This is a genomic window from Arthrobacter sp. MYb229, assembly GCF_002975405.1.
Lineage (GTDB): Bacteria > Actinomycetota > Actinomycetes > Actinomycetales > Micrococcaceae > Glutamicibacter.
This window is the reverse complement of the sequence record NZ_PCPS01000004.1, coordinates 122010-143073: the sequence shown is the minus strand read 5'-3', so window position 1 is coordinate 143073 and position 21064 is coordinate 122010. Positions and strand designations below refer to the sequence as shown.

Sequence of the window (21064 nt, the reverse complement as noted above, 5' to 3'; positions counted from 1 at the left end):
TATTGCGGTTCGACTATTTGGTCTCCCAGAGTCCCGCTTCGTCGTCGAAGGACAGGGTTTCGGTGACGCGGATCTTCGCGTCATCGAGCGCATCGGCCGGTACATCGAAGACGACCTGGTAGGTTCCCTTGCCGCCCTTGGTCAGCGTAGGCACATCCATGGCTGGTTTCGGAGCCATGGCCATGGAGCTAGAGGTGCTGTAGATGCGCGAATCGGAGCCAACCAGCTCTGGAGACAGGTCAAGCCAGGCGTCGCCTTCTTCCTCGCCGTTGTACACCACGGAAAGATCTACGAGGACATATTGCCCCTCGGCCTTTTCATTGAATGTGTTGGCCTTGGCCATGGCCTCGTCGGCTTCGAGGTTCACGGAACTGACGTTGACCGAATATTCACCGATAGTGGCCGCCTCACCCAGCTTGAGCACCTGAGACTCATCTGCCGCCTGCTCGATGACCTTCTCCGGAGCCGCGACCTCTCCGTCCGCGGCGTCATCGATGGCAGCCGAGACACCGTCCAAGGCCTTGACGTAGGCGGACTGGGTGACGAAGACCAGCACGATGGCAACGATGGCGATCACGCTAGAGGCGATCCCCAGCCCCTTGCTGCCGCGCCGCTTCGCGGCGATGGCGAGCGAGATGATGCCGAGGATCAGGGCGACAAAACCTAGAACCGCGGCGAAGTTGTTCACGATCGGGACCCAGCACAGGGTCAGGGCAACGATGGCAATGACCAGTGCGGCAATTCCCAGCCCCTTGCCGGCAGTGGACTTTGCGGGTGGGAGCTGCGAGTGCGGTGCAGGCTCCAGTGGAGTTCCAGCAGACATGAATATTTCCTCAAGTGATGACGGCGCTTAGCCAGCGCCTAAGTGAAACCGGCTCATACCCCATGGTCGTGATCCGGATTGAATCTTGCTTGATCCATCAACGACACTACGAGGACGCTCCGACACTTTAGCCTCACAGTAAATTTTCAGCTCCCGAGAAGTTCCGCCCCTGCCTCGGCTTAGCTCGCGCTTCCGGCAAAGGACTGCCCCTCGATTTCAAGTTGACCATGTAGTCGAAGGGCAGTCCTCTGGGCTCTCAGTAACCGGAAGCAGCCTGCCGGTACTGGCGGAGGACCCGGCTGTCCGGTTCGCTTGTCGCCAGCAGGGCCTCATTGGTTGGCCAGAGCGGCAATACTCCGCTTAACACTCCCGCCGCCTGGCGCGCTGCCCCATCGGCAACGTACTCCCCGGGTTCCGGAACGCTTACCGGCAGGCCCAGCACACTGGCCGAAATTTCCTGCAGTGCAACCGAACGCGCCGCCCCACCGACCAGCACAATACGCTCGGCCAGCACCCCCAAGTCCGTCAGTGCCTTCAGCCCGTCCGCCAGCGAACAGATAATCCCCTCGAAGGCGGCTCGAGCCAGATTCTGGGCGGTGAAGTTCTCCAAGGTCAGCCCGTGCAGCGAGCCTGTAGCGTCGGGCAGATTAGGGGTTCGTTCCCCCTCAAAGTAAGGGATCAGGCTCAAACCTTCGGCACCGGCAGGCGCGGTCAATGCCAGCTGGGACAGTTGCGGAAGATCGACTTTCAGCAGCGCCGCCGTCGCATCCAGCACGCGGGAGGCATTCAAGGTGCAAGCCAGTGGCAGGTAGCTGCCGGTGGCATCGGCGAATCCGGCCACCAGCCCCGAACGATCCCCGGTAGGCTGGTCGGACACGGTGAATACCGTCCCGGAGGTGCCAACCGAGATCACCACGGTGCCCAGCGTGGCGTTCACGCCTAATCCCGCTCCGGCGTTATCGCCGCAGCCGGGGCCGATCAGCATTCCAGCTGAGGTCAACTGTCCGACTTCCAATGGCCCCAGGACCTTTGGCAGGACCGGCACATGCCCCAGAGTGCGTTCGAGCACCTCTGGCAGATACTCGCCGGTGCTCGGTGACCAGTACCCGGTTCCCGAGGCATCCGAACGGTCGGTGCGCAACGCGGCTAGGCCTTCGGCACCGCTGCCTGGGCCAAATCCTGCCAGGCGCCAGCTGAGCCAATCGTGAGGTAGGCATACCGCGGCAGTGCGCGCGGCGTTCCCTGGTTCCGCGGTAGCCAGCCACAACAGCTTGGTCGCGGTGAGCGAGGCCACCGGGATGGTTCCAATGCTTCGCGCCCAATAGTCGGCGCCGAATTCTTCGACGAGCTGCCGAGCTGCGCCCGCCGAGCGAGTGTCGTTCCACAGCAGGGCGGGACGAACTACCGCGCCGTCGGCGTCGAGGCAAACCATGCCATGTTGCTGGCCTGCCACCGAAATAGCCGAGACATCCTCCAGGCCGCCGGCCTCTTCGATGGCTTGCTGCAGTGCCGTCCACCAGTGCTCTGGGTCGATCTCGGTGCCCGATGGATGGCGCGCGGAGCCCTGTCGGATCAGGGCTCCGGAACCGGCGTCACGAATGACGACCTTACAAGATTGGGTGGAGCTATCCACTCCGGCAACCAGCTGCATTTAGGTAACTTTCGGGCTTGGGATGAATAACAGCGCCGCGTCCCCGGATCTGGCAACAGAACCGGGGACGCGGTCAAACTTTTCTTGTAAAAACCTCAGGCTTAGCGTGCGCCCATCAGGTGTTCCAAGGCCAGCTGGTTCAAGCGGATGAACCCGAAGGAACGCTCGGCGGCAGCGTCTGCATCAAAGCCTTCGAATGCCGACGTATCCGCCAGCAGATCCGCGGTGGTTTCGCCGACGGCCAGAGTGCTTTCGCCCAGCTCGAAGACGCCTGCGGTCTTCAGCGCTTCCCGCACCTCTGGGTTGGCGCGGAATGCGGTAGCGCGTTCCTTGAGCAACAAGTACATGGACATATTCGCCTTGGCGGAGTCCCATACCCCGTCATAGCCGTCGGTTCGCGATGGCTTGTAGTCGAAGTGGCGTGGACCGTTGTAGGTTGGCCCGCCGTTCGGGAATCCATTTTCAAGCAGGTCGACAGTGAAGAAGGCGCTGGTGAGATCGCCGTGGCCGAAGACGAGGTCCTGGTCGTACTTGATTCCGCGCTGTCCGTTGAGGTCGATGTGGAACAGCTTTTCTGCCCAAAGCGCCTGCGCGATGCCGTGCGTGAAGTTCAATCCTGCCATCTGTTCATGGCCGGTTTCCGGGTTAACGCCTACGATATCGCCGTGCTCAAGCTCGGCAATGAAAGCCAGCGCGTGGCCTACCGTGGGCAGGAAGATGTCACCGCGTGGCTCGTTTGGCTTAGGTTCCAGCGCAAGGCGCAGCCCGTAGTTCTTTTCCTTGATATAGGCGGCGACGGTATCAACGCCTTCCTTCATGCGATCGAGCGAAGATGCCAGATCCTTGGATCCGTCGTATTCGCTGCCTTCGCGGCCACCCCACATGACAAAGGTTTCGGCACCCATCTCGGCAGCGAGATCAATGTTTTCCAACACCTTGCGCAAGGCATAGCGGCGAATGGAGCGATCGTTGGAAGTGAAGCCGCCGTCCTTGAAGACCGGATGGCTGAACAGGTTGGTGGTAACCATTGGGACCTTCAAACCGGTCGTTTCCAAGGCGCCACGGAAATCCTTGAGGATGCTCTCGCGTTCTGCTGCCGTTGCATCAAACGGGATCAGGTCGTTGTCGTGGAAGGTAATACCGTAAGCACCCAGCTCGCTGAGCCGATTGACCGCTTCGACCGGGTTGAGTGCCTGGCGGGTTGGCGTGCCGAACGGATCGTTCCCGGTCCATCCCACCGTCCATAGGCCAAAGGTGAAACGGTCTGCTGGCGTTGGTTGCAAAGTCATGCGTACTCCTGAATGATTTGTAGTTAGCAACAACTTATTGCAGAACGATCCTCAGAGTCAAGGAAAATTTCCCCCTCATTCGCGAATAAACGAAATTGGCAGAGTTCCTCCACCAAGTAAAACAAGGGGTATAGACTTGATGTAGCGCCCTAACTCCTATAAGTTTACGTTTACAACTTATGGGAATTTTGATTGTCCATTTCCTTGAAACGCGGCAATCTTCTGCCGCGCCCGTGCCGCATGGCATCCCATCGTCACGTCACGTGGGTTGCAGGCGCAAGAACGGTCATTGGGAGCGGCAACGTAGTTGATAAAATGGCGAAAGTTTGAAGATGTTCCAACGACTGACAAGACGGACGCCACTGGTGCTCGTGGCTCGTTACCCCTGCCCAGCCGGTTGAATTTATGGCACTCGGTCGCTGGCCGCCGTTGCTCATCCATCAGCTAGCCAGCTCAGCCTAAGAATGAAGAATTGAAGGACACTAGATGACGGCCTCACCCCGTGCGTCCAAGGCGGTGCAGAGCCCTGAAACCATGCGGCGCAATAATCTGTCTGTCATTCTCACCTTGTTGCACCGCGAAGGCAGGCTATCGCGTGCCCAACTTACCGAGCGCACCGGTTTTAACCGTTCCACGGTCGGCGCACTAGTCGCCGAACTTTGCGAGCTGGGGCTGGTCTTCGAAAGCGAGCCACAAGCAGCTGGCAGGGCTGGCCGGCCCAGCCCGCTCGTTCATCCCAACGACAAAGTCGTCGCGGTCGCCATCAACCCGGACATCGATGCCGTGCATGTTGGGCTTGTCGGGCTCGGCGGCAAGGTCCATCGCAGAATTCGCTATGAAGCCGCCGCGAAACCGACTCCTGTTGAAACCGCCAACATCAGCAAGGCAATTCTTGACGGCATGCGCGCGGATATCGATGTGCTGGATCGCATCGTCGCCGTGGGCGTAGCGGTGCCCGCTCTGGTGCAAGACAGCGACGGAAAGATCCTCCTCGCACCGCACCTGCAATGGGCGAATGAATCCTTGTCGTCATTGCTGGAACCCGCGCTCGGACTTCCGGTACTCGTAGGAAACGACGCAACCCTAGGCTCCGTTGCCGAAAGCATTCACGGTGCCGCGCAAGGTTACGCCAATGTGCTCTATCTCAATGGAAGCGCCAGTGGCATTGGCGGCGGCATTCTCACCGGCGGTGCCCCGCTTCGTGGAGCCTCGGGCTTTGCCGGAGAACTGGGGCATACCTTGGTCAGAACCGGCGGGGTCCTCTGCCATTGCGGGCGCCGAGGTTGCCTCGATGCCGAGGTGCGGGTTGAAAGTCTCTTGGATATCCTCCAGTTCGACAGCGCCGACCTAGACTCTCTTGAGCAGGCAATTGCCGGCAATGAGTCCGCGCAGCTTCACCAAGAAATCGACCGGCAGATTGATCTGCTGTCCGTGGCGCTTACCAATTTCGTTAATATATTCAACCCAGAAATGATCGTCCTTGGCGGTTTCTTGGGAACCATCTACGCAATGCGCGCCGAACGGTTGACCGATGCGGTCTCCAGCGGCCCCATTGCAGGGCTAGGCCGCGAGGTCAGAATCAGAAAGGCTGTGCTGGGTTCGGATCTATTGCTCATTGGCGCCGCCGAATTGGCATTCGCCCAATTGCTTTCGGACCCAGCCGGGTACAGGGCCGCAGACCAGACGCCCTAGCGGTTTGCCTGCCGCTGCCCGTAGCCTCGGGCCGACAATGCCGCGGTCAGCTGGTCAACAGTTGGCGCACCTTGCAGGCCATCCGGCGTCGGATAGATGCGGCAAGCGAGTTCGCGCGTAGTCGCCGCCGGAAAAAGATCAATGCCTCCTGCAATGATCGTTGGGGAACCGGCAAAACCAGTGCCAAGCGTCTCGGCGCTTGTTTTCAAAACGTGTTGCAGTATCGGCGTATTCCTGACTCCGAGTGCTTCGAGGGCAGCGCCCAGTCGCTCGGCCGCAAGGGCGGAGTTGGGGCAATTCTCGATAACCAACAATTCGATGCGCATACGTACATTCTCCTCGAAGGATCCAGAGATCCAGGAAGTTCTGGATTCGCTATCCCGGCTGCTGCTCGGCTAAGCGATGCGGGGATTCACGGTGCTCAACCGCTTAACCCAGCGACACGCTGAGATGAAAACAATTCCTAGCCAGCGCAGTTGCTGTTGCAGAATTCAAGTATGGGCACCAACGACGAAATCGATCATGGCCGCGACACGCTACGCTACGTCAGGCTAGCTCTGCTGGTCCTACCGCTTTTACTGGTTGTTGCCATCGTGATTTATGGGCTTTTAAACGGAAAAGTTGAAGACTCGATCAGTTCCTACTACTTGGGACCTAGCCGGGACCTATTCGTCGCAATGCTTGTCGCCACCGGAGTAATGCTCGTAGTTTACAAAGGCGCGCCCCTGGAGGACTATGCCCTGAACCTTGCCGGTTTCTACGCGATATTTGTAGCCTTGGTTCCAACCCGGCTGGGCGAGACGCTCTCCACGCTGACCCCGCACGGTCAACTACAGCTGATCCGCTCCGTGCAAATATCGGTGTTTGCCGTCCTCGTGGTTTCCGCGGTATTTGTCTGGCTTGAATGGAAAACTAGCAAGTGGTCGCCGCGCTCGTTGCACTTCAGCACGCTCAGTAAAACTTTGACCCTCGTCAGTACCGTGCTGCTGATCGCGTTTATCGGCTTGCTGTTGTGGCGCAGCATCGAAGGCACAGACTTTGCCGGTGTTCACTATGCTGCCGCGTTTCTATTGATTATCAGCATGGGAGTAGCCATCGCCAGCCATCTGGGGCGCGAAGACCTCTGCGACACCGATACCAGCGGTGGGCGTTCAACCCAGTACGCCGTCTTGCTGGTACTCATGGCTTTGGGCATCGTCGGATGGCTCGTGCTTACCCTCATGGGCGTAGCGCAGGCGCTATTTATCATCGAGTGGTACGAGATCGGCCTCTTCACCTATTTCTGGTATTTGGAATCTCGAAGACTGTGGAACCACCCCGCGCAGGCATAGGCCCCAACAGTGGATCCCTTTAGCGCCCTAGGCGGGCGTGAGGCTTCAAACATCCGGCAGGAATACTCAAAGGCAAAGGCCCCGAATCTCGCAATGAGAACCGGGGCCTTTTGAAAGCTCCTCCAACTGGACTTGAACCAGTAACCCTTCGATTAACAGTCGAATGCTCTGCCAATTGAGCTATGGAGGAATGCAACGAGATATAACTTTACCCGACGCTCAACCAAAAACCAAAACTGGCCGCTCAGGTCCCACGGAGGATTCGGCGACGCATCTCAAGTTCCATAAGTTCGCGGTTGATCTGGGTGTATTCCTCCCCTTCGGGTTCCATTTCGGCCCGCTGCAACCGGCCAATGAGCTCGGCTTTGCGATGTGTGATTTGAAGCTCAATCAGCCCATTGATGATGTCTGAACAATAGCGGGACAAGTTGTGCTCATCGGAGGCCGGAATGCTGGTCACCGCAAGCTCGGAGACGAAAGAACGCAACTGTTCGGGCACCTCATCACGAATCACCTCGACCCACGACGATGCCGAAGCGCCTACCGCACTGGCAGCCACCACCCCGTCGTGTACGGCAGCGTGCGCCGGAGCCATGAAGCGGGCCTCGTAAAAGGCTTGCCACTGCTCTTCACTGAGCCGGTGAGGTTGCTGAATGACAACTTCCAGCGCCTGACGCTCCAAACGCATCACCGGATCACGCTTGTCGGGACGTTCGAAGGCGTTGCCGGGCTGCTCTTGCGCCTCCCCCGCAGCCTGGGCGCTACCGGCGGCCGCCTGGGTGTTCTTAGGCAGCCGGGCGCGTTTGATGGAGGCGGCAACCGAACGGTTCACGTCTTCATTGTTCATGCCCAGCCAGCCGGCCAGTTCACGCGCGTAGGCCGGACGGATCGACGAGTCACGAATCTGCGCGAGGATCGGTGCGGTCTGCCGCAGGGCCTGCACACGGCCTTCAACGGTGTCCAGATTGAACTTCTTCAGCTCCGCGCGGATCGCGAACTCGAACAGCGGGCGCTTGAGCTCGATCAGTTCACGCACCGCTTCATCCCCGCGATGCAAACGCAGATCGCAGGGATCCGCACCGGTCGGCTCAACGCACACATAGGTTTGCGCGATAAAACGCTGGTCTTCTTCGAAGGCACGCAAAGCCGCCTTCTGCCCGGCGGCATCGCCGTCAAAGGTGAAGATCACTTCGCCACCGGTACCGTCATCCTGCAAAAGCCGCCTGGCGATCTTGATGTGGTCGGTGCCGAAGGCGGTGCCACAGGTCGCCACCGCCGTGGTGATCCCCGCAAGGTGGCAGGCCATCACGTCGGTGTAGCCTTCGACAACGACGATTTGCCTGGTCTTGGAAATCTGTTTTTTAGCCAGATCCAGCCCGTAGAGCACCTGCGATTTCTTATACAGCTGGGTCTCGGGGGTGTTCAGGTATTTAGGGCCCTGATCATCCTCGTAGAGTTTGCGCGCGCCGAAGCCAATCGTGGCACCTGACAGGTCGCGGATGGGCCATACCAGCCGGCCACGGAACCGGTCGTAGATCCCGCGGTTGCCTTCCGAGAACATGCCGGTGAGTTTGAGTTCCTCGTCGGCAAAACCCTTTGAACGCAGGTGCTTGAGCAGCGCGTCCCACCCCTTGGGTGCGTACCCCACGGAGAAATCGGCTGCTGCCTGAGGCTCGAAGCCGCGCCCGTTCAGGAATTCTCGAGCGGTTTGCGCCTCGTCGCTGGCTAGCTGGGTGCGGAAGAATTCCTCGGCCACCTTATGGGCGTCGACCAGTCGCTGGCGCTTACCGTATTCTTCGCGGCGGGGCCCGGTTCCGCCATCCTCATAATGCAGCTCGTAGTTGATGCGAGCCGCCAGGGATTCAACGGTCTCGGTGAATGAAGAGTGGTCCATCTGCTGGATGAACGCAATCACGTCCCCGGACTCGCCACAGCCGAAGCAGTGGAAGGTTCCCAGCTGAGGGCGGATATGGAAGGAAGGACTGCGTTCATCGTGGAACGGGCACAGGCCCTTGTAGGAGCCCACGCCCGCGGATTTGAGCGTGACATAGGATTCGACGACCTCACGAAGGTCGATGCGGTTACGCACCTCGTCGATGTCTTCTCGTTTAATCAGCCCTGCCATGTTTCCCATTCTAAGAAGTTGCGCGCCGCCTAGGCTGCGCGCGTCACGGGCTGTGCATGATGCTCAGCCTAGAAAAGCTTCGGTTCGAAGCTCTCGCCCTTGACCAGCGCCGTGTGCCATTCCAGGGCCGAAGCGTCGGTCAACGAGGCGACCTGATCGATGATCACCCGCAAACGTTCATGCGAGTCCGCCGCGTCCTTGTAGTCGGCGGCGAAGATGGAATCGAGGTATTTGTCTTCCTTATCGGATAACAACTCCACCAGGTCGGTGAGTATTTCCCGCTGCCGCGCATAGATTGGCTGGCGCTCTTCGTTGGTCATCACGAAGTTCGCGGCGATCCCCTTCATCACCGCGATCTCGTGTTCGGTTTCCTCGGGAACGATCAGCTGTGCGTTGTACCGGGTCAGGCTTCCCTGCCCGTACTCGCTGCGCGTGGCGTCCATGGCCGCCTGGCAGAACCGTCCGATGAATTGGCTGGTCATATCCTTGAGCGCCGCTCGTGCCCGGCGTGAGCCGTCGGCGTGCGATACCCACTCGGCCGAGGCTTCCAGGCGAGCCAATGCCGCCTCGATATCTGACTCGTTCGTGGTGGGCAGGTACCAGTCCTTGGTCACTTGCAGGGCGCGGTCCCTTTGCGCGGATTCGAGCAGCCAGCGCAGTTGCAGGCGCCCTCCGACTATCGCGTCTTCCACGTCATGCACCGAGTAGGAGATGTCATCGGCCAGATCCATGACTTGGCCTTCCATGCACACCTGGCCGAGCACCGAATCCGGGCCGCTGCGCAGCCAGTCGAAGACCGGCCGGTCATCGGTATAGACGCCGAATTTCTTCGTCTTCTTCCCGTTTCGCATCGGCGCATCTTCACGCCGCCAAGGGTACTTGCACGAGGCGTCCAGGGCAGCTCGTGAAAGGTTCAGCCCGGCCGAATGGCCGTTATGACGGAATGTCTTGGTCTCCAGCCGAGTGAGCAGGCGCAGGGTCTGCGCATTGCCTTCGAAACCACCGATGTCCTTGGACAGCTTGTTCAAGGCTTTCTCACCGTTGTGGCCGAAGGGCGGGTGGCCTAGGTCGTGGGCCAGGCACGCGGTGTCTACGATGTCGGGATCGCAGCCCAAGGCGGCCCCGAGTTCGCGTCCCACCTGCGCCACTTCCAGGGAGTGGGTCAGCCTGGTCCGCACGAAATCGTTCAGCGTGGGTGAGACCACCTGGGTTTTGGCACCCAGCCGGCGCAGCGCCGAGGAGTGCAAAACCCGGGCGCGATCACGTGCGAACGCGGTGCGATACGACTTCTTAGCCGGTTCGGGCACCCAACGTTCCTGATCAGCTTCGGTATATCCGTTGATCTCGGTCATATAAAGAGTCTAGTGACTTTTTGGGTCACTCGTTCACTTATCCACCGGAGATGTCTAACTCAGCTGCCTTGATCATGACCCGATGCTCATCGGACATCTCACGCGAGCTCAGCCAGCCGTCTGGCAGGTGGGTTTTCTTCGGCGTTCCGGCACGTCCACGGGTCCCCTCGGCGGCAGAGCCCGGGTAGCCCAAATCCAGATCGAGTTCATTCAGCAGTTCGCGCAGGCGCTCCAAGGACGGCACCTGGGCCAGCTGGGCGCGGATATCGCCGCCCACCGGATAGCCCTTGAAGTACCAGGCAATATGCTTGCGGATGTCGCGCATCCCCTTGCCTTCATCCTCGAAGTACTCGGCCAGCAGCTCTCCGTGGCGGTACACGGTGTCCGCCACTTCGCGCACGCCGGGGCGGAAACGCTGCGGCCGCCCTTCGAAAGCGGCCTGCAGATCGCCGAAAAGCCACGGGCGCCCCTGGCAGCCGCGGCCCACCACGATGCCGTCGACTCCGGTCTGCTCGACCATCTCGATGGCGTCTTCGGCACTGAAGATGTCTCCATTGCCCAGCACCGGAATATCCGCCAGGGCTTCGCGCAAGGTGGCGATGGCTTCCCAGTCGGCCTTTCCTGCGTAGTACTGGCGGGAGGTGCGGCCGTGCAGGGTGACTGCGGCGGCGCCGTGGTCACGAGCGATTTTGGCCGACTCGATGTACGTCAGGTGGTCCTCGTCGATGCCCTTGCGCATCTTGATGGTCAACGGCACCTCGCCCTTGGCTGCCTCGGAGGTGGCCGCTTCGATAATGGAGGTGAAAAGGTCCGTCTTCCACGGCAGCGCGGCGCCACCGCCCTTGCGGGTGACCTTCGGGACCGGGCAACCGAAATTCAGGTCGATATGGTCGGCGCGGTCTTCGTCGATGACCATGCGCACCGCGGCGCGCACGGTATTCGGGTCCACACCGTAAATCTGGATGGAGCGCAGCTCCTCATCCTCGTCGTGGGAGATGATGCGCATCGACTCGGCGTTTCGCTCCACCAGGGCGCGTGCGGTGACCATTTCGGTTACATACACGCCGCCACCGTATTCACGGCACAGTCGACGGAACGCTCGGTTGGTGATGCCAGCCATGGGGGCCAGGATCACCGGGGTTTCGATGGTGTGCTTGCCCAGCTGTAGCGGGGGCAGCTCAAGGGCCGGAACGTCGGTCGACTCGGTGGTTTGGGTAGCAGAAAGGATCGTCACACAACCATTATCTCAAACCCGAGCAAATCTCGGGTGAGATCTATATCAAATCGCAACCATGCGTAGCTGGATTATCTTATATCTAACAGGCAGAATTATGGGATGACAAGTAATTATTCGCGCGTACGGCTGTCATTGATAGCCCTTGGTGCGCTCTGTGTGGCATTGGTTATAGCCGCCCTGATCTCCGTTGCCCTGCGCCCCGCGGCCCCGTTGCTTGCCGAGAACACCCCGGAGGGCGCCGTCCAGCGCTACATCATGGCCATCGCCGACGCCGATATGGATACCGCGAAGAATTTCGTTCATAACGCTGCAGACAAGCAGCTCTGCGACCCCTTGTCTGCAGAGCTGCGCGACCCCGAGGTGAGCCTGATAAAAACCGTGATCACCGGCAACAGCGCCGAGGTCCACGTGACCTTCAACGATGACACCAGCGCTGTTTACGATTCCTTCTTCGGCATGTACGCGTACCAGGATTCCTTCCAGCTGACCCAGGTCGGCTCGGAGTGGAAAATCCTGGTTGCCCCATGGCAGGTCAATATGTGCACCGACGAAGAAATGTTGGGGTACTAGCCATGAGCAACCCCACCACGCAACGGCCCAATCACGCGGTGGCCGGGCAAACGGTGACCAGCCTTCGCCAACTAATTCTGCACGGCTTGTTGTTCATTTTGCTCATGGTCCTCGGCTCGGGACTTTCGACCCTGATCTCGATGCTCTTGCGTGGCTTCGTTCCGGCCTACAGCGGATCCACCGAACTCGCGGTGGGACTGTCTTTCACCTTGATCGCCGGCCCCCTCACCTGGCTGCTGTGGCGCACGGTCCGAAAAAACCTCCAACAGGTCAATCCGGTTGACGCCGCTATTTGGTCCTTGCAGGCCGCGGCCGTGTACGTGCTTGCCCTGGCAATGTCTTCAATATCCTTCCTCCGATTATTCGCCGAGTTGGTCGACCCCAGGAACGGCACCGGCTGGCAGTCGTTGCTGGGCGCCGGATTGGGCTGGGGCCTGGTTTTTGTGTGGCAGTACCGCTTGATCAATAGCCCGAAGTACGCACCCACAGAGCTCCCCTCGCTCGCTCCTGCGCTGGGTTCTGCCTACGCCCTGGTACTGGCCGGCATTTCGTCCGTGTACTTGGTGCAGCGTGCCGTCAGCGAGCTCCTTTCACCGCAGGAAATCCTGCTAGGAGCGCCCACCGCTCTCCCCCAGTTATTGGCGGCTGCAGTCTGGACGTTTGGCGCACTCCTCCTATGGTGGTGGCATTGGACAGTGCAGCGCGTGCACAGCATGGTTGATGATTTTACGGATTTCAGCTACGTCATCATCGGAATTTCTTTGCCCGCGGTGTTCTCGCTGCTCTGCGCGGCGGGGCTGCTGTCCCTACTGCTCCCGCTACCCGTGGGGTCGGACACCTGGGTCGAGGACCTCACCATCGACGGCCCGCCATTAATCGCCGGGCTGCTGGTCAGTTTAATCGTGTGGATCTATCATCAGGCAAAATTGAACACACGCGGCACGTGGTCAGCGGAGGTTTCCCGGCAGATCGTTAGCGGCGCCGCACTGGCCATCGGCGCCAGCGGTTTGGGCATGGTCATCAATGCCCTTCTGGCCTCGCTCGCGGTTCCGTTCTCCACAGGCACCTCGGCATCGGTGCTCCGCGCCGGAATCGCGTTTCTGGTTGTCGGCGCGCTAGCTTGGGTGTTTTTCTTCCGCCCCATGGCACCTGCCAAACCGGCCTCCCGACGCGTCTACCTGGTGATGTTCTTCGGTTGCAGTGCACTGGTGGCCCTGATTTCGCTGCTTGTTGTTGGCTACCGAATCTTCGAATTCCTGCTGGTTAGCACCGGCTCGGGAAGCCTCTTGGAGATGATCCGAGCACCTTTCGGCTGGCTAGTTGCCACCGCGCTGGTTGCCACGTACCACTTCTTCTTGTGGCGTTCGGATCGCCAGCTGCTGAGCTCCGTGTCCTCGGAGAATCTCCCGGCAGCCGAAATTGCACGCAGCCTGATGATCGTTGCGCCGCAAGGCTCCGATTACCTGCTCGAAGGACTGCGTCAACTGAAGCACATCCAACTTCACTGGGTGCCCTGCACAGGCACTGCTCCTGCGCAGGACGCCCTGGACCAGCTGCTCACTGAAGTCTCCACCCGAATCGATTCTGAAGCGTCCGGGCTGCTGGTAACCGTTGATTCTTCCGGCAAAGCGCAATTCGTCTCACTGGCCTGAGCCCAGATGCGACCCGAATAGGGAAATTCCAGCCCCGGTTGCGACCTGCTTCACCCCGCCTTCGTGCCCTATTTCAGGGCACGATGGCGGTTTTTTATCTCAATGCAATTGCTCAGCGCCAGCCGATGGATCAAATAGAGCATTTCATGCACACCGCGTGAAGCGCGGTACGCCTGCCGCTCGAGCAAGGCGTTTCAGCGAAGTTAGTTAGGGCACCCAACACTGGGTCCTCCAACCCGAATTTCTTCATAGCTCGTCCATCATTCCAAGCCGGCGACCGGTTATTCGACCGAGGGGCCACGGGGTCCCCGTCGTAATCTTGCGATACTTCCGAATAAGAAGATGATACTGTTTTCTTTTGTGCCATCAGATAGGTGAGCATTACCTAACTCAAGAAGGTCTGATGCGAACTCCGACGCAGATCTCCGCAGAGCCCGAGGAATTAGTCCCAGGGGTCGAACCCGCTCCGGCGACCGATGAGGCCGTCGCGTCCCTGCCTGGCCTTGCTGCCCCCGAAGCAAATTCAACTGAAACCCGTACCGGTTTAGCTGCGAGCAATGCGACCCGCGCGGTTGGATTCGCGCTAGCACTCGCAGCGCTCGGCGTATCGGTGCTCTTGTCGCTCGCTGTTGGCGCTAAGTGGATTCCGGCCGTCGAGGTATTCCGGGGTTTAGCAGGCCTGGGCACCCAGGAAAATTTAGTGATACTCAACGAACTGCGCGTACCGCGTACGTTGGTCGGCCTCATGGCTGGGCTGGCGCTAGCCGTGGGCGGCGCGTTGATCCAGGCCTTGACCCGCAATCCGCTAGCTGACCCGGGAATTCTTGGTGTCAACGCGGGTGCCGCCTTCGCGGTTGTCCTTGCAGTTGCCGTATTCGGCATCGTCTCCATTGCCGATTACATCTGGTTCGCATTCGGTGGAGCAATCATCACCACCGTGCTGGTGTATCTCATAGGCTCCCGTGGACGGTCCGGCGCTACACCGATCAAGCTGACCCTCTCGGGCGTTGCCTTGGGCGCCATGCTCGGCGGGATCTCAAGTGGCATCACGTTGCTGAACCCGGAGGCATTCGACCGGATGCGGTTTTGGGGCGCCGGTACCTTGAACAACCGGACCTTGGATATGGTCTGGGTGATCCTGCCTTTTGTCGTGGCAGGATTATGCCTGGCCTTTTTCTGCACACGCTCGCTCAATGCGGTTTCGCTGGGTGAGGACATGGCCCGCGCATTGGGAAGCAACGTCACGCGAACCCGCGTTGCGGTCATCGTTGCGGTGACATTATTGTGCGGCGCCGCCACCGCGGCTGCCGGCCCCATCGGGTTCGTGGGGCTGATGGTTCCGCACATCGCCCGATGGATCGTCGGCGCGGATCAACGGTGGATTGTCCTCTATAGCCTGGCGTTGGGACCGGTGCTGCTTTTGGTCTCGGACGTCATCGGCCGCGTAGTTGCTCCGCCCGGTGAGTTGCAGGTCGGCATCGTGACGGCCTTCGTGGGCGCGCCGGTGCTGATCTGGCTGGTCCGCCGAAAGCAGGTCAGCGGGCTATGACCACCACGGGCAACACTCTCGCTTCCGCTCAACGCGTGGATTTCGGGCCAGGGCACACGGTGCTTTCATCGCCTGGCGGCCGCTTCTCGCTCCGCGTGCAGCGCCGTTCGATCATCGTCTGCGCGATCTTTGCTGCGCTCGGTCTCGTGCTAGCGCTCTGGGCCCTAGCCACAGGCGAAATAACTTTCTCGGCCATAGAGCTTCTGCGTGCGCTGCTCGGCACCGGCAGCAGCTCGAGCGAGCTGGTGGTGCTCTCCTGGCGCTTGCCGCGGGTAGTCATGGCCCTGGCGCTCGGCGCGGCTTTGGGTATCAGCGGAGCGATTTTCCAGTCGCTGACTCGGAACCCTTTGGGCAGCCCGGACATCATCGGGTTCAACACCGGCGCATACACCGGCGCCTTGGCGGTTATTTTTCTCGCTGGCGGAGGATATTTTCAGATTGCCGCTGGGGCACTTCTCGGAGGCCTGCTGACGGCTGCATTGGTATATCTCTTGGCTTATCGCCGCGGGTCCCAAGGTTTCCGGTTGATCATCGTCGGGATTGCGTTCAGCGCCATTCTCGCGTCGCTGAATACTTGGCTGATCCTGCGTGCCGGGCTCGAAGAAGCGATGTCCGCGGCCGTCTGGGGCGCCGGGTCGCTCAATGCGATGGGGTGGGAGCACGCACAACCGGCGTTGCTCGCGGTCACCGTCTTTTTCATCGCCGCCGCCATGCTGGCCCCGCGGATGCACATGCTGGAGATGGGAGACGACGCCGCCAGCGCGTTGGGCATTCGAGTTGAGCCCGCCAGGCTCCTGCTGATGGTGGTCGGCGTCGGCTTCACCGCACTGGCCACGGCCGCCGCCGGGCCTATTTCGTTTATCGCCCTGGCCGCACCCCAAGTAGCCCGGCGTTTAACGCGCAGCGCGGGAGTCCGCATGGGCTCATCGGCCATTCTCGGTGCGGTGCTCTTGCTTTTCAGCGATCTGATGGCCCAGCGCCTGGTTCCGGAGACCGCGCTACCGGTCGGCGTGGTCACGGTCAGCGTAGGCGGCATTTATTTGATCTGGCTCTTGCTCCGCGAGGCGAAAAGAAGTTGAAAGGCAATAAGTTGCAGATGAGAACAAGCCAGCCATCGGTTCGAGATCCCCAGCTCACCAATGCCCCTGGCCGCCTTGGGGAGTCAACCACCTCTCGGCTAAGCGGCCACGATCTTACTCTGGGCTACGAACAGCGCACCATCTCCCAGGAGCTGAACGTCGCGATCCCCGACGGATCATTTTCCGTCATTATCGGTCCGAACGCCTGCGGCAAATCAACCTTGCTGCGCGCGCTGTCGCGTCTGCTCAAGCCCCTGGCCGGGCAGGTTATCTTGGACGGAAAACCGATCCATAGGCTTCCTGCCAAGGACGTTGCCAAGCGGTTGGGGCTGCTCCCCCAGTCCTCGATTGCCCCGGATGGAATCACCGTCGCAGATCTGGTGGCTCGCGGTCGCTACCCGCATCAGAAGCTACTCTCGCAATGGTCTGCAGCGGACGAGAGCGCGGTGCTCGAAGCCCTGCTAGCGACCAATACGGCCAGCCTTTCACGCAGGCTGGTCGATGAGCTCTCCGGAGGACAACGCCAACGCGTCTGGGTCGCGATGGTGCTTGCGCAGCAAACCCCGCTGCTGCTACTGGACGAACCCACCACCTACCTCGATATTTCGCACCAGATAGAAATCATGGAGCTCTGCCGCCAGCTCAACCGGAGCAAGGGGCACACGGTGGTCGCGGTGCTCCACGATCTGAATCACGCATGCCGTTATGCCAATCATCTGATTGCCATGAAGGACGGCGCCATCGTGGCCACCGGTGCGCCGTCCGAGATCGTCACCGAAGAGCTGATTCACGAGGTCTTCGGGCTGCGCTGCCGGATCATCGAGGACCCCGTATCCCGGACGCCGCTGGTCGTTCCCCTGGGTGACGTAGAGAGCTGGGCCTAGCGGCTCGTCAACACCACCAGAATATTGCCTTGGCCGGCCGGCTCCGGACGCGCCGCACCTAACCGAAAGATGAACCGAATATGACTGCACCTACCCGACGCACGCTGCTGACCATGCTCAGCGCCGCCTCAATCATCGCGCTCACCAGCTGTGGAGCGCAGAGCGCTGAAAATGCGAGCACCGGCGCTTCGCCAGAGACCCTGCACGGCTCGTGGTCGTTTACCGACTCGTTCTATGAGAAGACCACTACCCTGGACCAGCTGCCCGAATCGATTGTCGTGGATTCCTACTCCGCGGCCGCGCTGTGGGACTACGGCGTCCGCCCCACCGGTGTCTTTGGCTATGGACTCACCGAAGAAGGCGGACTTTCGGTAGGCAACGCGGATGTCAGCCAGATGACGATCGTCGGCAAGGACGCGGAGTTCAACCTGGAGAAGCTGCTCTCCTTGGACCCCGAGGTGATTATCGGCTACGGCAACTCCGAAGGCACCGGCTGGACCTGGTGGGATGAGAAGGTCCAGGGCGAAGCTACCGCCACCGCACCATACCTGCCGATTAAATCAGGCGGCCGCCCGGTTCAAAGCGTCATCGAGGACTATGCCGCCCTAGCCGAAGCGCTCGGCGGTGATACGAACACCGAGTCGGCGGTGCAAGACAAAACGGCTTTCACCGAGCGGCTCGAGACGCTGAAGGGCATCGCTGCCGAAAAGCCCGGGCTGAGGATCATCGCGCTCAACGGTTACGATGAGCTCTACGTCGGTCAGAAAACCATCGGCCAGCTCGCCTTGCTCGAGGACCTGGGATTCGAAATAGCCGGCCCGACCGCTGATAGCGGGTGGGCCTCACTGAGTTGGGAAAAGGTCAGTGACTACCCGGCAGACGTGGTGCTCAGCTACTCGGGGACGGCAGCACAGGTCAAAGACCATCCGGTGTTCTCCTCACTGCCTGCGGTGCAGTCCGGCCAAGTCGTGGAGTGGGATGACAAACGCCCCTACACCTACGCCAGCTACGTGCAGTGGTTCGATCAGCTCATCGACATTCTCGAAGATGCCAAAACCTTCGGTTCCTAGCGGCTGGCCGGCTCGAAGGTGTTGCCCACATCTCGGCACGAGATCCGGTTTCCGCCCGTTTTAGGGCGAACGCGGGAACCGGATTCGTTGCCGTCCGGGCGGTGCCTGCCACCGGGCTCACCGGCTGGTAGCCGATTGCGGCGTTCATCCCGTGGCAGAAATCGGCTTAGGCTTGAGCCATGACTATTCGACTGGTTGCCTTGGAGCCCGCAGAGTTCCCAGCATGGATGGAACGAAGCGCCAGCGAGTATGCCGCCGATCTGGTCTCGTTGGGAAGCACCACCGAAGCCGCCAGGTCGCAGGCGGAGCTTACGCTCCGCGGGGCGTTTCCCACGGAGCGCCCCAATTCAGCGAATGCGGTATTTAATCTGATCGACGAGAACGGATCTGCGGTCGGCTATATCTGGGTCGGACCGGATCAGTCGAAGGATCCGACCTCTTGGTGGGTGTGGGACATTGTCGTCGACTCCGATGCCCGCGGCAGGGGACATGGCAAGGCAGGCATGCTGCTGGCCGAAGATTATGCGCGATCACAAGGAGCGTGCACCCTGGGGCTGAGCGTATTCGGCTTCAATCGCTCGGCGCGAGGGCTCTACGAGTCGCTCGGATACGAAACCACAAGCGTAAAGATGCGGAAAAGTCTCGTGGCCGAATAGGCACCCGGTGCCCGGTCATGCGCGCAGCCCGGGGCCGAGCCCAAAGCGCCGTAATCGCATCGGCGGTCCTGATGGCCCGTCAGCCATAGAGAGCAGAATCCCCTAGTTGCGCTTGCGGGTGAGTTTTCCGGTGCCGCTGACCGATGCGAGCGCTACCGCGAGCAGGGTCAGCACGGTGCCGGCTACCGTGGCAAAGCTAATCTGCGACCCGTCGGTGGGTACCAGCAAATCCATCAGGAGCGAGCCGAGCAGCTGGCCGCAGATCATGCACAAGCCGGTGAACAGCACCCCTAGATGCTTGACCATGAATGCGGAGACGCCGATAAAAACGCATCCAAGCAGCCCGCCGACGTAAAACCACCATTGGCTTGGCGGGGCCCCGAGCGGGGAAACAGCGGGCAGGCGCACCAGCAAGATCACCGCGAGCATCAAGCTGCCCACGACAAAGTTCATCAGTGTAGCGGTTATCGGGGTGCCATAAGCTTGTGCCTGCACCCCGTTGGAAGCCGATTGGAATCCCATGAGTATGCCCACCACGAGTGAGAAGATCATGGGCAGCAGCAGCGTGGTCAGCTCGATGTCCGTATTAATGCGTGGGCTGACGGCCCAGATTACTCCGATCACCGTGAGCGCCGCCCCGGCCAGGCGCAGCGCACTGATCTTTCGTGGCCCTGCCGGACCGAAGCCGATCCGGTCCACGATCATCGAGCCGACGGTCTGGCCGGTCACCAGGCTCACGGTAAATAGCGCCACGCCAACCAACGGAACCGCGGCCGACTGGCTGACCACCACAAATCCGCCTACCGCGCCGGCGGCCAGATACCACCACGGGAATTGACGCTCGCGGATGACGCGGGGCACCGAGCGCGCGGCCCGGCGGGCGCCGGGGACCACAAGGTGGATGATGGTCAATGCCACCAGCCCCACCAGAAAACTGACCAGCGCGGCGGCAACCGCGTCGCCCAGCTCAACACCCAAGGCACCGTTGACGCGGCTCTGAATCGGCATGAGCAGTCCGGTGGCCACGGCGATCAGCAGATACACCAGCTTCAGGCCGGGGCTCAAGGTGGTGCTAAGCGAATTGTTCACTCGTGGTTCTTTCTCAGATACTGGGCAAATGCATTGCGGGGAAAGCAAAGGCGGGACCCTGCCGGGTCCCGCCTGGGAACTACTTAGTTGGCGTAGTCGCTCGCCAGAATGTGCGTCGTTGAGATGATCGTTGCCTGCTCAACGGTGGCCAGGGCATCCACCAAGGAGGAAAGCACGAACATCGACGAGTCGACCTCCAGCTTCACCGGGTATTGGTAAACCAGCATGGCAACCAGGTCGCGAACCGACTCGGCCACCTGGTCATCGCTGAATGCCGGGTTGGAGCCCACCAGCACGTCGGTGGGTGATTCCTCGCGGGCCGGGATATAGCTGATCGCGAAGGCCAGGATCTTTCCGCCTTCGCTGCGTGGCTTGTCGCGCAGCACGATGGCGCCCTGGGCGCCGGTGCTTTCGTCGAGCAGCATCTTCTGCGCCGAGCCCACGGTCATCTTCGCCGGGTCCCACTGGTGGGTGGCGTTGTAGAAGTCCATGACAAGCTTGGTCAATTCGACGCTGCCGGTAGCGATATCCTCGATGACCCGGTCGTTGTTGTCAAAGTCCGGTTCGGCCAGCGCACCGGGTTCCAGGATGACGTCCCGCGATACCTGGATCTCTCCCAGTCCGAGGGCCGCACAGAAACCGCCGGCGGCCTGCGCCGGGTCGCCGGCGGTCACGGTGTACCGCGACTTCAGTTCGGTGCTTTCCCCGGCCGGAATCAAAGTCCGCAGCTGCGCCACCAGCTCGGTGCCCACGCCTTGACGGCGGTGGGTTGGGGCCACCTCCACGTAGAGCCACAAACGCTGCGGGTGCAGCGAGGAAGCAAAGATCACGCCGGCGCCGATAGCTACGGATTCGCTGGTGGCCACCAGGGTGCGCGAGAACGGCGCATCGCTGTCCTCGCGCAGCATGGTGCGGTCCTGGTACGCCTGCGGAGACAGCGGATCGCCGAAGATCTGCAGCAATTCGAGGTCATCGCCAGAACGCCAGGCGCGGAATGCTAGATCGCTCATGCGCC

18 protein-coding genes and 1 tRNA gene are annotated in these 21064 nt (G+C 60.7%); 9 read left to right on the top strand and 10 right to left on the bottom strand.

Annotated features, from left to right (window positions below):
* Positions 1-13 precede the first annotated feature (13 nt).
* The 3 genes from CQ019_RS13350 to xylA all read right to left on the bottom strand — a co-directional run bounded on the left by CQ019_RS13350 (position 14) and on the right by xylA (position 3763).
* On the bottom strand, positions 14-823 hold the full coding sequence (locus CQ019_RS13350) for a DUF4190 domain-containing protein (protein ID WP_105553748.1): 810 nt from the start codon (positions 821-823) through the stop codon (positions 14-16).
* A 256-nt stretch (positions 824-1079) separates the two neighbouring features.
* Positions 1080-2474, bottom strand: a complete 1395-nt coding sequence (locus CQ019_RS13345) for a xylulokinase (RefSeq protein ID WP_105553749.1) — start codon at positions 2472-2474, stop codon at positions 1080-1082.
* Positions 2475-2575: 101 nt separating this feature from the next.
* The gene (gene xylA, locus CQ019_RS13340; protein WP_105569911.1) at positions 2576-3763 is read right to left on the bottom strand and encodes a xylose isomerase; all 1188 of its coding nucleotides are present in this window, start codon (positions 3761-3763) and stop codon (positions 2576-2578) included.
* Between the two features lie 486 nt (positions 3764-4249).
* Between xylA and CQ019_RS13335 the strand changes: the two genes are divergently transcribed.
* Positions 4250-5455, top strand: coding sequence for an ROK family transcriptional regulator (locus tag CQ019_RS13335; protein WP_105553751.1), 1206 nt, complete (start codon positions 4250-4252; stop codon positions 5453-5455).
* On the opposite strand, the gene CQ019_RS13330 is transcribed toward CQ019_RS13335, so the two are convergent.
* Positions 5452-5781 carry a thioredoxin family protein gene (locus CQ019_RS13330; RefSeq protein ID WP_105553752.1) on the bottom strand — a complete coding sequence of 110 codons (330 nt, stop codon included), beginning with the start codon at positions 5779-5781 and terminating at the stop codon, positions 5452-5454. The two genes, CQ019_RS13335 and CQ019_RS13330, sit on opposite strands and share 4 nt — an antisense overlap.
* Positions 5782-5952: 171 nt before the next feature.
* On the opposite strand from CQ019_RS13330, the gene CQ019_RS13325 reads away from it, so the two are divergent.
* Positions 5953-6786 carry a hypothetical protein gene (locus tag CQ019_RS13325; RefSeq protein WP_096287451.1) on the top strand — a complete coding sequence of 278 codons (834 nt, stop codon included), beginning with the start codon at positions 5953-5955 and terminating at the stop codon, positions 6784-6786.
* Positions 6787-6903: 117 nt separating this feature from the next.
* Here CQ019_RS13325 and CQ019_RS13320 read toward each other — a convergent pair.
* From CQ019_RS13320 to dusB, 4 genes are all read right to left on the bottom strand, one after another.
* Positions 6904-6976, bottom strand: a tRNA-Asn gene (locus tag CQ019_RS13320).
* Positions 6977-7030: 54 nt separating this feature from the next.
* The gene (gene dnaG / locus CQ019_RS13315) at positions 7031-8911 is read right to left on the bottom strand and encodes a DNA primase (RefSeq protein ID WP_105569910.1); all 1881 of its coding nucleotides are present in this window, start codon (positions 8909-8911) and stop codon (positions 7031-7033) included.
* Between the two features lie 68 nt (positions 8912-8979).
* Positions 8980-10263 carry a deoxyguanosinetriphosphate triphosphohydrolase gene (locus CQ019_RS13310; protein ID WP_105569909.1) on the bottom strand — a complete coding sequence of 428 codons (1284 nt, stop codon included), beginning with the start codon at positions 10261-10263 and terminating at the stop codon, positions 8980-8982.
* 37 nt (positions 10264-10300) lie between these two features.
* Positions 10301-11497, bottom strand: a complete 1197-nt coding sequence (gene dusB, locus CQ019_RS13305) for a tRNA dihydrouridine synthase DusB (protein ID WP_181148494.1) — start codon at positions 11495-11497, stop codon at positions 10301-10303.
* A 102-nt stretch (positions 11498-11599) separates the two neighbouring features.
* Here dusB and CQ019_RS13300 point away from each other — a divergent pair, with 102 nt between their 5' ends.
* The 7 genes from CQ019_RS13300 to CQ019_RS13270 all read left to right on the top strand — a co-directional run bounded on the left by CQ019_RS13300 (position 11600) and on the right by CQ019_RS13270 (position 18960).
* Entirely contained in the window at positions 11600-12070 is a 471-nt protein-coding gene (locus tag CQ019_RS13300; protein ID WP_146113376.1) for a hypothetical protein, read from the top strand.
* Between the two features lie 2 nt (positions 12071-12072).
* Positions 12073-13722, top strand: coding sequence for a DUF5671 domain-containing protein (locus CQ019_RS13295; protein ID WP_105569907.1), 1650 nt, complete (start codon positions 12073-12075; stop codon positions 13720-13722).
* Positions 13723-14125: 403 nt separating this feature from the next.
* Positions 14126-15271 (top strand): iron chelate uptake ABC transporter family permease subunit, encoded by a 1146-nt coding sequence (locus CQ019_RS13290; protein WP_181148492.1) that lies wholly within the window; start codon positions 14126-14128, stop codon positions 15269-15271.
* Positions 15268-16350 carry an iron-enterobactin ABC transporter permease gene (gene fepG, locus CQ019_RS13285; RefSeq protein ID WP_105569906.1) on the top strand — a complete coding sequence of 361 codons (1083 nt, stop codon included), beginning with the start codon at positions 15268-15270 and terminating at the stop codon, positions 16348-16350. The genes CQ019_RS13290 and fepG overlap by 4 nt, the downstream gene beginning before the upstream one ends.
* Positions 16351-16367: 17 nt before the next feature.
* Complete coding sequence (locus CQ019_RS13280) at positions 16368-17234, top strand: ABC transporter ATP-binding protein (RefSeq protein ID WP_105569947.1); 867 nt, start codon at positions 16368-16370, stop codon at positions 17232-17234.
* A gap of 80 nt (positions 17235-17314) precedes the next feature.
* Positions 17315-18304 carry an ABC transporter substrate-binding protein gene (locus CQ019_RS13275; RefSeq protein ID WP_105553757.1) on the top strand — a complete coding sequence of 330 codons (990 nt, stop codon included), beginning with the start codon at positions 17315-17317 and terminating at the stop codon, positions 18302-18304.
* 179 nt (positions 18305-18483) lie between these two features.
* Positions 18484-18960, top strand: coding sequence for an N-acetyltransferase (locus tag CQ019_RS13270; RefSeq protein WP_105553758.1), 477 nt, complete (start codon positions 18484-18486; stop codon positions 18958-18960).
* Positions 18961-19062: 102 nt separating this feature from the next.
* Here CQ019_RS13270 and CQ019_RS13265 read toward each other — a convergent pair whose 3' ends face one another.
* Both CQ019_RS13265 and CQ019_RS13260 read right to left on the bottom strand, forming a co-directional pair.
* Positions 19063-20049 (bottom strand): DMT family transporter, encoded by a 987-nt coding sequence (locus CQ019_RS13265; protein ID WP_096287469.1) that lies wholly within the window; start codon positions 20047-20049, stop codon positions 19063-19065.
* Positions 20050-20132: 83 nt separating this feature from the next.
* Positions 20133-21059: a GNAT family N-acetyltransferase gene (locus tag CQ019_RS13260; protein WP_096287471.1), complete on the bottom strand. Its 927-nt coding sequence runs from the start codon at positions 21057-21059 to the stop codon at positions 20133-20135.
* Positions 21060-21064: the final 5 nt, after the last annotated feature.